This is a genomic window from Legionella anisa, from assembly GCF_001467525.1.
GTDB lineage: Bacteria > Pseudomonadota > Gammaproteobacteria > Legionellales > Legionellaceae > Legionella > Legionella anisa.
The window spans coordinates 13852-27352 of sequence record NZ_LNXS01000048.1; the positions used below are offsets into that span (position 1 = coordinate 13852).

Below are 13501 nucleotides of genomic sequence, written 5' to 3' on the forward strand. Positions count from 1 at the left end.
CAGTTCAGAGAGCATCCAAATCAGCAATTGTCGCGGCTATGGTGCGCTTGCCTTGGCAGTTCAAAATAATGATGATAGAAGCACAGTATGGAAAATACTACGATTACATAATAAATCACCGGTTATCAGCCAATCCGAATTAGAGAGTGCACTCTTTTATGCGGCGGCCTGCAATCGGTCAAGCATTATGAATCAACTAATAAATATTCCAAAAATCGATATCAATAGTCCTTGTACTCAGGACGATTCACCACTTGGAGTAGCTTGCAGGTATGGCAATGAACGTGTTGTGAAACTGTTGCTTCGCGATGCCAATATTAATGTGAATAGGCAAAATTCCAAAGGAATGACTCCCTTAATGCTAGCCTGTGAATCATCTTATACACAAAAAAATCCTGCATTATTTAAGATGCTTTTAGCAGCCAACGCCAATGTCACCCTCATTAATATCGATGGCGAAACAGCGCTCGATATCGCAAAAAAACACGATAATCAGGCGGCATTGAATATTATGGTGTCTTCGAGTTCCAAAACTGTCCCTAAATGCAGTTCTAATTTATCACACAGCCGCCCATCTGGAACAATACCCACCTCAGGGACTCTTTTAAATCACTCTTTTTTTGATAAACCCGATAAGTCTATGGAAAGACCTGCCCAAGGATCGTTTCAAATTGCTGGAAACTCAAAAACTCGCTGAAAAAAGTTTTCATTTGATACTTAAGTATATTTTGCGTTATAACACATAGTGGAGCATTCGGCAGACATTGGAGTCATCATCATGAAAAAAATAATATTAGTTACCGGGACCTCTTCCGGCCTAGGTTTAAGCGTATCGATAAAACTTGCAGAGCAAGGCCATACTGTTTATGCAAGTATGCGTAATCTTGATAAAGCAGATCAAATAAAGCAAGCCATAGCAAAGAAAAATCTCTCTATCCATTTAATTCAGATGGACGTTGAGTCTACAGAGAGCGTTGCCCGTGCTGTTTCAACCATTCTTGATAAAAACGGCCGTATTGATTGTCTGATTAATAATGCAGGAATGGGTTTTGTAGAAACCACGGAGAAAGCCTCAGAAGAAAAGATCAACCAGGTTATGAATATTAATTTCATGGGGGTTGTTCGCACAACTAAGGCAGTATTGCCTGCAATGCGCCAAGCCAAGTCCGGGCAAATTATTAACATCACTTCGGTTGGCGGTTTAATTGGACAGCCATTTAATGAAATTTATTGTGCCTCCAAATTTGCAGTAGAAGGCTTGACTGAGAGTATGGCAAGTTACATACAGCCCTTTTTTAATATTAAATTCACAGCCATTGAACCAGGGGGTATTGTTTCAGAGTTTTCTACAAATATTATGAAAAACAGTACCATCGATTTCTCAGAAAATGACGAATATGCTCCAATATTTAAACGGTATTTCGAAGATGCACGAGATCGTTTTAAAAATGCGTCCACAGTCGATGTTTATCAAAGTAGCGACCAAGTAGCGGATTGTGTCGTGGACGTAGTGAACAGTAAAAATCCTCCATTAAGAATCAGAACATCTGAATGGGCAGAAAATTTCTGCAAACTAAAAACGCAAGCGGATCCTATGGGAACTAAATCCGTGGCAACAGTTTACAAACTATTTTTGGCACAGGAAACTGCAACAGATAAATCGGTTATTTAGAATAATTGAGCACGTATAGGTTGTTCCTTGGCCCATAGCCATCAAGCTAAGGAACAGATGTTGTCATTCCTGCGAAGGCAGGAATCCATCCATGTTTGCGCACAGTGCCAATATAAAAATGGATCCCCGCATACGCGGAGATGACAGAGTTACTTGAGAATTGAGTAAAATAAAACATTGCTTGACGGCTATGGGGACTTGCCAAATATTTCCAAGTAACCGTAGCCAGACTGCGCCGCTTGAACTCTCTTGAGGAGCTTGAACTCGACACGTTAAGATATCCTCATTATTTTTAGCGCAATGCGCAAAAAACTTATTTTTTAATGACAAAAATACAAAATAGGAGAATGATAAAGTTATGAATTCCAAAGAATGTAGCGTACAAAAAACATTGGAAAGAGATGTAAATCTCAAAATAAATCAACAAGAACTAGAAGTAAAAGGAGTTTGTAAAAGCTCTTTATTTACAAGTTCAAGTCTTCACAAACATAAAAGGAAACAACCCTCATGAATGAGAGTAATAATCAAAAGCAACTACGCTCAAATGAAGAGCTTATTAATTTCAGAAAAAAACACTTTTTACCTACCGCTGGTTTTTACCATAAAGAACCCATTCAGCTTGTCAAAGCACAGGATGCTTATGTATGGGACTCTGAAGGAAAGCGTTACCTTGATGCCATAGGCGGAATTGTGTGCATCTCAGCTGGACATAATCATCCGAAAATCAAAAAAGCGCTTATTGAAGCGATAGAAAATGATACAATTCAACACACAACCCTTCTTTATTTAAACCAGGCGCCCGTCGAAACGGCAGAGCGTTTGCTTGAAGAAGCACCGAATGGAATGGACAGAGTATCGTTTACTAACTCAGGCTCAGAAGCCAATGAACTTGCCATAATGGCAGCTCGCCATGCGACTGGCGAAACAATGGTAGTGAATGTACGCCACTCTTATCACGGAGGGACTTCTGCCGCACTTGCCTCATGTGGCCATTCAATCTGGAGATTCAAGGCACAGCCAGTTACAGGCGTAACCTCTGCGCTTGAACCTTATTGTTACCGCTGCCCCTTTAATCAAAAACCGGACAGCTGCGATTTATCATGTGCAAAAAATGTTGAAACAACCATTCAGAATTCAACTCATGGAAAGATTGCAGCGTTTATACTGGAACCTGTAATGGGGGTAGGTGGTTTTATTACCCCTCCTGATGATTATTTTAGCGAGGTTGCCCGTATTGTTCATAATTACGGCGGCAAATACATTAGCGACGAGGTACAAACTGGAGCTGGTCGCGGTGGTGGTGATCTTTTACTTACTAAAACCCTAAATATCGATGCCGATATGGTCACTATGGCTAAAGGATTTGGTAATGGCGCTCCAGTTGGGGCAGTGCTTATGAAAACTGAAGTGGCAGAAACAATGACTGGCAAAACGTATTTTAATACCTTTGCTGGCGACCCCTTACAAATGATTCAATCCAAACTCACATTGGAAATTATTAAAGAAGAACAGCTGGTTGAAAATGCGCGCATCATGGGCGAACTACTAAAAGATGGATTCCTGCAACTGCAAAAGAAATATCCCCTCATTGGAGATGTTCGTGGTCGTGGTCTGCTTTTAGGGATTGAACTTGTCAAAGATCCCAAAACAAAAATACCAGCGTCTGATGAAGCATTTCAATTAATGGATCTGTGTAAGGAAAAAGGATTATTAGTTGGAAAAGGGGGGCAGTTTGGTAACGTCTTCCGAATAGCACCGCCGTTGACAATTAATCGAGAGCACGTCAATTTCATCTTGGAAACACTCGAAGAATCCTTATCTGAACTGGCACGATTGCATACTCTATAACAAGAAAACATCCATGTTGGGTCAATTTAGACCCAACATGAATTTCTATGGAGACACAAAGGAACTACTGCGTTCCTCCATACGTTGAGATGCGACACACTCAGGTTTTCGCACTTCATTTAATCCTTCCAAATGCTTTCTTATAGAAGCCGTATAAAAAACGTAAAGATTGTCCTTTAGCAGGGCTGAATTATATAGTAAAATTTATGACCAATTAATGGAGTCGAAAAAAGGATAACAACGGTTACAATCATTCAAGTAAATAGGGGGGCTTACTGTGTACTTCGCGTACCAGAGCTAACCATGCTTTTGCAGCATCAGAAAGATAAGCATTACGGCGCCATGTCATGGCCATATTCCACTGTAACTCATCCCCTTCAAGTAAAGGAAAACGAACTTGAGGATTTGATCGTTCATGGGCAATCATTCGTGGCATGAATGCAACGCCAAGGCCTGCAGCAACAAGTTCTACCATAAAATCAATCTGACTGGTTTGGGCTACTACTTTGGGTTCAAAACCAGCTCGGCGACCCGCTTCCAGTATCATTCGATATAAAGCAAAATCACGACTAAATAAGATAAACGGCGTCTCTTTAAGCTCTAGCAAGGAAATTGAGCGTCGCTTTGCCAAAGGATGACCCGACGCCAAAAGTGCAACAAGGGGCTCACTACAGATTAATTGACAATCAAACTCTTCAGAAATAACAGATAATAATGCTCCAGCAAAATCAATTTCACCTGCTCGTAAACATTCCGCAAGCTTAATACTTCCATGTTCAATAAGTTCCACCTCAATGCCTGGATAGCGCTGATTATATTGAGCAAAAAGAGGAGCAAATAAAATACTACTCCCCACTGGAGCAATCCCCAGACGCAAACATCCTTGCTTCAAGCCGCGGATTGAATCAAGCTCCTTGAGAAGATCGTCGCGATCAGCAAGCAGCTTAACGCCTCGGCGAAAAACAATTTCACCCGCAGTAGTCGGTATATTATGTTTCTTAAATCGATTAATAAGAGAAACTCCCAACTCATCTTCAAGCTGCTTTATCGCTTTACTCACTGTTGACTGAGTAGCAAAAAGAGTTTCAGCAGCCTTGGAAAAACTGCCTTGGCGCACAACCTCAACAAACGCACGGAGTAGTTTGAATTCCATAATTATTCCATTTTAGAATGATTGTTAGTCTATAAATTCATTTTATTCATATTATAGAAAAGTGTAAAATGCACTGAAATAGGAATAAACAAAATGAACAGATACTTAACATCAAAAATTCAGAACAATTCGTTACTTCAAGTGGGATTAGTGTGTCTATTTTGGCTTTCTAGCGCACTAATTGTCCATTTTTTAAAACTTCCCTTTTCCGCTGGAATTTTTGGCCTAGGAATGGTTTTACTGCTTTTAGCAACAAAACGTTTAACGTTAAACCTCATAAAGAATGGAGCTGAATTAATTCTTACCGATATGTTGCTTTTTTTTATTCCAGCCGTACTTGCGATACTCGAGCATCATGAACTTATTGGTCTCTTAGGCCTTAAAATTCTCTTTGTTATTTTACTCAGTACGCTCTGCGTAATGCTTGTCACTGCGATTGTTGTGGATTATTTTTATCGGAGAACTGATCGTGCCAAGCTCCCTTCTTTTTAAACCAGTAGTACCAATACTTTTCTGGTCTTTCGTAACGATAAGCCTGTATTTTATTACCAAAAATTTATATAGACGATGGTCGTTTTGGTGGTTAATGCCACTTATTTTAACACCAGTATTTGTTGCTGGTCTTATTCTTTTACTGCATATAAGTTATCAGGATTATGTTCATGGAACACAATGGCTAGCACAATTAATTGGACCGGTAACCGTCGCTTTCGCAGTTCCCATTTATGAAAAACGTGCGCTCATTCGCCAACATTGGCAAGTACTTTTAATTGGTATAATTGTCGGAAGCTTCACTGCAATATTATCGAGTTGGTCATTAGGAATACTCGTAGGCCTTGATGAACATATACGATTAAGCCTGCTGCCCCGATCGATTAGCACGCCCTTCGCGCTGGAGGTATCGCAGAGTATTGGTGGCTTCCCTGAACTGACAGCTATTTTCGTGACTATTACAGGTATATTGGGAGCTATTATGGGGGAATCCATTCTGAAGCGCTTGTCGTTTCATTCAACCCTAGCTCGAGGTGCGCTTTTGGGCGCTGGAGCACATACCGCGGGGACTGTACAAGCCCATAAAATAGGTCATGATGAAGGAGCCATTGCGAGCCTAGTCATGATTTTATCGGGACTTTTAAATGTGCTACTTCTTCCTCTGATGAGTCATTTGCTGAAATAATGAATTATCAATGAACGGCATTTACCTGATTTTGAAGGTGCTTGGTACTCTAAAAACGCAGACTGTGAAAATTTTTTTAACGAACACATCATTGATAGCAAAAAAAGTTTAAGAAGTGAGTAAAAATAGATTCCATTAATATGAAAAAAGTTTTAAATTCTATTTTCCATTCATAATAAGAACTATTTCACTATGCACTTAAGATTGCTTTTTTTATTATTATTTTTTACTCATGCTGCGATTGCAAGTCCATGGTTTACAGGACCTCTGCTCGCACCAGCTGGAAAAACAATACCAGCAGGCCATATAAACTTTGAACCTTATGCATTTTATAGCGGCTATCCCAAAGGATTTAGAAATTTTGAAATCGTTCCCATTTTAAGTGTGGGGATTCTTAGTTTTGTAGATTTACAAACCTCCCTACCTTATGATTACAGTTGGGATGATAGGCAACATGGAAATGGCATTGGTGATCAAAGCTTGGCTTTAGGAGTTCAAGTTCTGCGACAAAAAGAAAACTCTTGGCTTCCTGACCTCCGGGTAGTTGTGCAAGAGGTTTTTCCCACAGGACGCTTTGAAAACCTGGACCCCAAAAGATTGGGTACCGATCAAACGGGTTTAGGCGCTTACCAAACCTACCTTGGTTTTAACTTTCAAAAATTGATTCAGTTCCATAATGGACGATATTTACGAACACGTTTGAGCCTGGTTGGCGCGAGGTTTAGTGATATCACCGTAAATAATGTGAACGTTTTTGGCGGCGCCACCGGAACCAGAGGTAAAGTAAAACTGGATAATAGCTACTCTGCTGACTTGGCATTTGAGTACACGCTAACGCAAAACTGGGTTCCCGTTTTTGAAGCCCTATATGTACATAGTCCGGGAAGTCAGTTTGATGGTAATCCAGGACTTACTCCAGGTGGAGCTCTTGCAGGTATAGGTGGAAGGGCAAACGAGCAAGTTTCACTGGCTCCCGCCCTCGAATATAATTTTAATTCCAATATTGGTCTTATTGGCGGCGTTTGGTTTTCTGTAACAGGGCCTCATGCAGCTAAATTCGTGACCGGCGCCCTCGCGCTGAATTGCTATTTTTAGATCTTGAACTCGACTGCTCCTCGATGCTTAAGCAGCAGGAGCAGCTATTAATCGAGCATCACTCTCGTCTTCCGGTAAGTCCTTAACAAGCCAATTATCTTTTAATTCTACTTCTCTATCAGTTTTTATATCACTGAGATAACTACTGAAAAAGAAAGACTTATGTGCCGCCAAACGTCCTACTCCTACTAGAAGTCCCAAAACCGAAACCATCATCACTATATCAGCAAGCAAGCGAACTCCATCGTGTCGATGCTTAAATTCAACATTGGCAGCATTAATTATTTCTTCACCCTGTTTTTTTAGAGGATGATCTGATAAACGTATGTCTAAAGTTTTTTCATAAAAATCATTAATTGATTGATCATATTCACTACCATATTTTTTCTGTTCACTTAACGCAATTTTTTGATCTCGGAATTCTTTTAAAGCGAATAAGTCTTGGATCAATTCTGAGGTGAATTTTTTATGAGTTCTTGCTTTCTTTAGAATAGCATCTTTAAACATTTCATCCTGTAGTGCTGTTTTTACCAATTGACCGTGAAGCGAGTCTTTAATTGCATCAAGTATTGGCTCCAGCTGATTTAGAAGCGTATCCACAGATTGAGATGGAGACTCTGGCTTAATAACACCTGCACCGAGAAGCTCTTCATAAATAACTTTAGTCCTCGTAAGGTGCTTATGAACTCTTTTAGTACATCCAGAGGTTAACGCATCATTTAAATTTTCAAAATTCTTTATTATGCTAGAAAATACTTCACCGTCAAATATGTCCTTTTTCTCCTGTACCGTTGTTTTTCCTAAGAGTGGAAGTAATCCATACACACTGTATTCTTTTAGTTTGGTTTCATGGTACGCGTGGAGTTTTCCTTGTACATCTACAGGAAGCTTTTTGAATAATTGATCGAAAATACAAAAATTTTCCTTCCACTCATCAATTGTTTTTGATGCGTTAATTTTCTCAAGATAAAGTTGAAAAACTGATTCCCTCGACTCATTCAATCGGGATAAATACTGTGCCTTCTCATTTTCAGGAAGCTTCAGATATTGCTTTTCCAATGTTTGAAGTTCCAAGTACTTATTTTCCGCTTCCGCGAAATCCTGCAGCAGCGATAAGAACTGTTGCAAATTCGTGAACTCAGCTTGCGCTTCTTTAATCGCTTCTTCAGCCCCAAAAATAGAGGGACACTCTTGCGATAGACGCTTTAGCTCCAACAAATGAGTCTCTTTAGTTTGCAGAATGGCACTTTCTTTAAACTGATTAAGTAATTCCCAGAAACTGCGAATTTGACGTAAAACCGTAATTTTTTGTTCAACATTTTCTTTGCGCCTTTTGAAATCATCTATTTCAGTTTCTAAGGCCACATTCATACTTTGCCATAATTCTTGATTACTTGTGATGCGTTTCACCAAAATACTCGGTGTTTTTGCATTCAACTCTTCCAGACATATAGTGGCAAGTTGTACACCATTCATTGTTTTTAATGCTTCATCGCTGATGGGATAGAAAAATGGACTTTCAAAAACTACCCTAGGTGCTTCTTCTGAAATTATTCTGGGATGTTTGGCTACCTCTTCGCGTGCTTTTTCAAATCGCGCTATTGCCTCCTTCAATGAAGTTGCTGTACGACTCATATCTTCCCATGAAGCTTTAGACGTTTGTAGGTTTTTTAAAGTTCGGAGCGACGCAATCACATCAGAGCCTGCTGTAAGAAGTGCAGTCACCTTGCTCCAATAAGACTCAGGGAGTTCCTTAGTACAGAGCGCAGCAGGAGCTTCATAAGGCATAAAACGTAACGTACTAAGATTTGACGGGTCCAGGGACAATAAATTTCTTAAGATTGTACTTTCTCGATACTGCGCCACAAAAGCATAGCCATCATAAAGTTTCGGCTTTTTATCAGAGTAATTAACAAGAAGATTCGTCGTTTGCGAAGAGTCATGTTCCCAGAGATTAAGGGCTTCTGCTTGCTGTGCTATTAAATCTAGATATTCATTAAATTGCTTCGCCAAATCATTTAAATTTAACTCAGTGTAATCAATAAGATTGATTTGGGACAATGGCAAAAGCTTTTCTTGCCAGCTTGATAGCACTTGGGGAAAAGAAACTCCTTCGACTCCTTTTAAAGGGCTTTGCTTAGTAAGTGTCTTAGCTCGCTCTATTGTCTGTCTCAATTTTTCAATAGAATCCGTATTAATTAGAACAGGAGATTCACACATAAACCAACTTGATTCTAAATCAATTGGCTCTTTGGAAGCAAACGGGTTTTCTAGCTCCACAATTTGCATGTCGAGTTGCAAGAGAAAATCCTGTAATTCTTTTGACACTTCTTTAGGGGGGTGTTCTTGAAAATGTTTTTGAATTTGCAGGAGTTTTTCCAGAATTACTTTACTTTCTTCCTGCAAATCATCATATTGATTTCTTAGTAAGAGATCCTGATGTGTTTGATTAAGCCCTGGATCAATTTCAAGTTGTAATTCAAATAGATGTTGAATACGAATAATGGCCTTTCGGTACTCCGGTGGAATATTTTTTATTCCAATGATTGCTTCAATCTGCTGCTTAAAAAGCTCATAATTCTCAATTTGGCCTTGTTGCAATTTTTTAATCGTAGCTAGTAAATTAGACTGTAACGTGAAGAAATTCAATTGACTCTCCGCATCCAGCTCCTCTTCACTAATAAAAACTTGATAGACGCGTTTCAAGTAACTTTGAAAATCAAGCGCGATATAACTTTTGTAGTCGCCTTTAGTAGGCTTTGCTGTTGAAGGCTTAGTGAGTAGTATGTCTAATAGTTGCTCCTTATGCTTTTCATCAGACAGTGATCTCAAGTGCTCTAAAAATTTTTTGATTTCTGGCCAATTTGCATCGGTAAGCTTGACTTGCATTGCTCCGTACTTATCCGGAGGAAAAACTCCTTTCTCCGATAAAAGTTTTGCTTGATAAATGGGGTCACTAAAATATAAAGACCCTGCAGCAGTATACGTATCAGAAGCACCGGTCAATGAATGTCCCTGACCAAATTGATCATGATTTTGTTGCACATCCTCAGAATACTTTTCCGTTCCCCAAATAAAGGCTAATGGAGAGGCTGCCGGTGCTGATTGTTCCAGCCCAAGCATGAGCAAATTATCTTTGTCATTGCGGTGAAAATAAAAATGACCACTGTACCCATTCGCTGATATTTTTTTTCCATAAAAATTCTCTTGCCCTTCCCCTCCCATGGCGATATTAATCCCAAAATCCAGGGCTAATTTGATCATTTCGGGCAATTGTCCTATTACCCCCAACAAAAAGCCCTTCCCTTCCACAACTTCTCCCTCTCCGCCGCGACACACATTATGAGTAGCTGAGCGAGAAAAAATCTTATTGTCTCCTCCAGGCACAGGGAAAAGCGTTAATAATTCTTTTTTATTCGCTTCAGACAGTCCTTGATAATCAAGAATCACGCGGCTCGCATGCGATATATAATCAACAATGCTGAGTTGATCTGATGGAGCTTGTAATTCAGATGATTTAGATAGATAAGGATGTATGCCAAAGTCGCCGCAAGCCAAACAAGCCAGCAACAACTGCGTCATATTAACTGCATGATCACCCTTTGAATTATATATAAATGTATTAGCCCATTGTCTGGCAACATTCGCTTGATCTTGATCGATAGAGCAAGAAAGGATCTCAAATTTTTTATCACGCATTTTAAAAAGTTAAATAAATTAAATAAATAATATGATATCAAATAAAGCTTATGGCATTGTTAACAACATCGCTGTTTTCCTAATATTGTTATCTCGTTGTTATATATTGAGTCTGTAATCAATCCATGAAAATACCCTAGGGTCTGTTTACATCTCTACTATAGCGAAATGTAAACAGACCCTAATAGCCTTGCTTATTTGATATCAGTAAAATTACTATAAAAATCAAATAATAAAAAATTATGCGATGCGTGGAAAGAACGCTTGAATTATTCTATTCTTAATATGCTTGAATCATTCAAGCAGTTCATTTAAACATTTTTATAAGGATCGTAATAATGGAAGCATGGAATAGTGTAATTTTTGTAAAAAGTAACAAATCGATGTCTGATATGAATGCAATGGCAAAATGGGAAGGCGTAGAAAAAATGTGGTCTACGACCGGTGAGTGGGATTGGTGCATTAAGTTGGATCAAAAAATGTCCTCTCCAGAAAAAGCTGAAGCATTTGTTGCTCGCATGCGCGATGGACACTGGGCAACGGAAACTAAAACAAATTGGTGGAAAGAGCTTTCTGCAAAATAGTATTGTTAGCTCGGAGCATTTGCTCCGAGCTTATCGCATTTCTTGCCATTCTTAATTTTCGTCTATTGATTATATATATTGTTGTTTTTCCAAACAATAGCCTTCAAATCATCCTTAATAAGTGACGCCAAATACTAATATTGTTTCGGTTTTATGCTATACCTTTATATATGTAGGATATAGGTTTTGAGTACTATTATGTCAACTGATATAAATAAAATAAAAAAGCTTCTTGAAGAGGAGCGTAAAAAACTTGAAGAGGCTCAGCGTCTTGTGGAGGAAGCGATACTCAAAGCGATGGCCTCTCCTCCTAAAATCAAAGACCAAGAAGATGCTGTAAAAGCCTTCGACAACGCCAACAAACAGGCGTACCAAGTCTATGAGAAAACCCAAGCAGTTAATAATGCTAAATCTGACGAAGCCTTTAAGCAATATAACGAAACCTGTGAAAAGAATAATGAACGAGCACATGAAGCAAGTGAGCAAGCACGTGATGGGAAAATCTCTCGTGAAGACTACTTAAAAATAAAAGAAGAATGTGATAAAGCGAATCAGGAAGCCTATGACGAGTATGTGAGAATTAAAAAAGAAAATGACAAAGCTACCGAAAAAGCCTATGAAGAATATCAAGCATTTTTTAATGAAAATGGTACGAAATTGAAGTCAGTTCAAGAGCATTATCAGAAACATAATCCAAGCCCTCCTCCTGTAACCGTAACAGCCAAATCTGAAAATGTTAATGCAGTAGTCTCTGCTTTTAAAGAACACTTTAAGAATGATGAATGGTATAAAAACAACGAACCAAAAATCGAAGGAAATACGGCCAGTTTAACCTTTAAATCCGATGAGGATGCATTCAATTTTGCTAAAAAATTAGCGAGTGAGAATAAAAACTTTATCATGATTGATAAAGAGACAAACAAAGTTTTAGCTTATTCAAAGGATGGAAAGTTATTCAGAGGAGATAAGGAGTTGACAGAAGGCCCTTTACGACCAAGTAAAGAAGAGATGGAAAAACTGCCTACCTTAGATAAATTTCAAAAACCACAAACACCACCACCAAATCCTATAGATGATGGTCCACCATTAACTGGCCTACAATCCTCAGGTAGTAGTGTCAAGCTCCCTGAAATACCGGTAGAAGAACAGCCAACAGTGAAATCCACACATGAAGATGAACCAAAAGAAAAAGAACAACATGGATTAACTTAGAGCTGATGCTCAATGGGAAAGTCTGACTTTAGAACAAGTACAGGTTGGCTTGAAACTGATAATATATATCAATATATAACCAATAACTCATTTTAAGGCAATAGGAATATGCACCGATTCTTTGATTTTAAGACATTAAATACGTCATTAAAATTAACAGAACACGATCATTTGTTTCTCCATACGTTTAATCAGGCAAATCATATTAAAAAACTTGAGCTCATAAGAAATCAGAAAATTGAAACGATTGCTCGAATTACTTCTCATTTTCATGAGATTGAGATATTTTGTAACCTACCGGAATTGAAGGAACATTGGGAAAAGATATGGTGTGCCTATGGTGTTGCTTTATCTCAACAAAAAAATGTACCCTTGATGATGTTTTTTTCTCAACCTCAATTAAATCCGTTTGATTTAGTACGGGGCGCCTATTTTTTTCATTTCTCTCAAGAAGTAAGAAAAAATATGAAGCAGGATTTCGGATTTTCTGAAATTGAATCGCTTAAAATTGCAATTTGTTACGGTTCTGTTCATGCAATCCAACGTTACAATGAATACATTTACCATAGATTAGAGCAAGCAAATTCTGAAGAGTCCCATGCTCTTTACCAGGAGCTCATCGCGAATAGTAAACTGATGCTCCCACATTATGGCAGTTATGGTTATATGGTTTTAGCCGATGCAATAAGTCATTACTGTATCTGGTTACTCAACCATTTTGAAGTTGCAAAGGCAAATGCTGAATATAAACTTGTTTTGGAATTGCTGGATAATGCAGGACTCATTTTAAATGAAAGCCACTACAGCATACAAAATGCGAGTATTGGTATGGGGCTTAAATTCAGTAATTTTCTGGGATTTGAATTACCGTCACAAGCTAAGGATTTTTTTATTGAATATTATGAGAAATCGCTTGCATCAACGAAAGTTACTGATTTAATTCCAATGTAATCCAATAGTCTATAATAATTATATTCATCGTGTCCTTTCGGCAAGGCTGCGTAAAAAATATTTTTAAATTTTATCATTTAGGGGTTGACAGTGTTTTAGGCCATTTTTTC

General features: G+C 38.5%; 12 protein-coding genes. 9 read left to right on the plus strand and 3 right to left on the minus strand.

Going from position 1 to position 13501, the window contains the following annotated elements; all coding sequences use genetic code 11:
- Together Lani_RS20910 and Lani_RS15195 are read left to right on the plus strand one after the other, a co-directional pair.
- On the plus strand, window positions 1–697 hold a 697-nt coding region (locus Lani_RS20910; RefSeq protein WP_238585194.1), incomplete at its 5' end, for an ankyrin repeat domain-containing protein.
- Window positions 698–778: 81 nt separating this feature from the next.
- Window positions 779–1672 (plus strand): SDR family oxidoreductase, encoded by an 894-nt coding sequence (locus Lani_RS15195; protein WP_019235742.1) that lies wholly within the window; start codon window positions 779–781, stop codon window positions 1670–1672.
- Window positions 1673–1718: 46 nt separating this feature from the next.
- Here Lani_RS15195 and Lani_RS20295 read toward each other — a convergent pair whose 3' ends face one another.
- The gene (locus Lani_RS20295) at window positions 1719–1943 is read right to left on the minus strand and encodes a hypothetical protein (RefSeq protein ID WP_127908247.1); all 225 of its coding nucleotides are present in this window, start codon (window positions 1941–1943) and stop codon (window positions 1719–1721) included.
- A gap of 236 nt (window positions 1944–2179) precedes the next feature.
- On the opposite strand from Lani_RS20295, the gene Lani_RS15200 reads away from it, so the two are divergent.
- Window positions 2180–3520 (plus strand): aspartate aminotransferase family protein, encoded by a 1341-nt coding sequence (locus Lani_RS15200; protein WP_019235739.1) that lies wholly within the window; start codon window positions 2180–2182, stop codon window positions 3518–3520.
- Window positions 3521–3770: 250 nt separating this feature from the next.
- Here Lani_RS15200 and Lani_RS15205 read toward each other — a convergent pair whose 3' ends face one another.
- Window positions 3771–4673 carry a LysR family transcriptional regulator gene (locus tag Lani_RS15205; RefSeq protein WP_019235738.1) on the minus strand — a complete coding sequence of 301 codons (903 nt, stop codon included), beginning with the start codon at window positions 4671–4673 and terminating at the stop codon, window positions 3771–3773.
- Between the two features lie 93 nt (window positions 4674–4766).
- Here Lani_RS15205 and Lani_RS15210 point away from each other — a divergent pair, with 93 nt between their 5' ends.
- From Lani_RS15210 to Lani_RS15220, 3 genes are all read left to right on the plus strand, one after another.
- The gene (locus Lani_RS15210) at window positions 4767–5165 is read left to right on the plus strand and encodes a CidA/LrgA family protein (protein WP_019235737.1); all 399 of its coding nucleotides are present in this window, start codon (window positions 4767–4769) and stop codon (window positions 5163–5165) included.
- Entirely contained in the window at window positions 5143–5850 is a 708-nt protein-coding gene (locus tag Lani_RS15215; RefSeq protein WP_040523631.1) for an LrgB family protein, read from the plus strand. Before Lani_RS15210 ends, Lani_RS15215 begins: the two co-directional genes overlap by 23 nt.
- Before the next feature lie 192 nt (window positions 5851–6042).
- The gene (locus Lani_RS15220; protein WP_019235735.1) at window positions 6043–6945 is read left to right on the plus strand and encodes a hypothetical protein; all 903 of its coding nucleotides are present in this window, start codon (window positions 6043–6045) and stop codon (window positions 6943–6945) included.
- A 27-nt stretch (window positions 6946–6972) separates the two neighbouring features.
- On the opposite strand, the gene Lani_RS15225 is transcribed toward Lani_RS15220, so the two are convergent.
- Window positions 6973–10527, minus strand: a complete 3555-nt coding sequence (locus Lani_RS15225; protein ID WP_223499398.1) for a LepB GTPase-activating domain-containing protein — start codon at window positions 10525–10527, stop codon at window positions 6973–6975.
- A 455-nt stretch (window positions 10528–10982) separates the two neighbouring features.
- On the opposite strand from Lani_RS15225, the gene Lani_RS15230 reads away from it, so the two are divergent.
- The 3 genes from Lani_RS15230 to Lani_RS15240 all read left to right on the plus strand — a co-directional run bounded on the left by Lani_RS15230 (window position 10983) and on the right by Lani_RS15240 (window position 13391).
- Window positions 10983–11228, plus strand: coding sequence for a hypothetical protein (locus Lani_RS15230; protein WP_019235733.1), 246 nt, complete (start codon window positions 10983–10985; stop codon window positions 11226–11228).
- Between the two features lie 198 nt (window positions 11229–11426).
- Entirely contained in the window at window positions 11427–12440 is a 1014-nt protein-coding gene (locus Lani_RS15235) for a hypothetical protein (RefSeq protein WP_019235732.1), read from the plus strand.
- Window positions 12441–12548: 108 nt separating this feature from the next.
- Window positions 12549–13391, plus strand: a complete 843-nt coding sequence (locus Lani_RS15240; RefSeq protein WP_019235731.1) for a DUF5630 domain-containing protein — start codon at window positions 12549–12551, stop codon at window positions 13389–13391.
- The last annotated feature ends 110 nt before the right edge of the window (window positions 13392–13501 follow it).

Excerpts from the sequence above, each read along its gene's own strand:
- Lani_RS15200 (WP_019235739.1), top strand. The coding sequence starts at position 2,180 with ATGAATGAGAGTAATAATCAAAAGCAACTACGCTCAAATGAAGAGCTT.
- Lani_RS15220 (WP_019235735.1), top strand. The coding sequence starts at position 6,043 with ATGCACTTAAGATTGCTTTTTTTATTATTATTTTTTACTCATGCTGCG.
- Lani_RS15225 (WP_223499398.1), bottom strand. The coding sequence starts at position 10,527 with ATGACGCAGTTGTTGCTGGCTTGTTTGGCTTGCGGCGACTTTGGCATA.
- Lani_RS15235 (WP_019235732.1), top strand. The coding sequence starts at position 11,427 with ATGTCAACTGATATAAATAAAATAAAAAAGCTTCTTGAAGAGGAGCGT.
- Lani_RS15240 (WP_019235731.1), top strand. The coding sequence starts at position 12,549 with ATGCACCGATTCTTTGATTTTAAGACATTAAATACGTCATTAAAATTA.
- Lani_RS15230 (WP_019235733.1), top strand. The coding sequence starts at position 10,983 with ATGGAAGCATGGAATAGTGTAATTTTTGTAAAAAGTAACAAATCGATG.
- Lani_RS15205 (WP_019235738.1), bottom strand. The coding sequence starts at position 4,673 with ATGGAATTCAAACTACTCCGTGCGTTTGTTGAGGTTGTGCGCCAAGGC.
- Lani_RS15210 (WP_019235737.1), top strand. The coding sequence starts at position 4,767 with ATGAACAGATACTTAACATCAAAAATTCAGAACAATTCGTTACTTCAA.
- Lani_RS15195 (WP_019235742.1), top strand. The coding sequence starts at position 779 with ATGAAAAAAATAATATTAGTTACCGGGACCTCTTCCGGCCTAGGTTTA.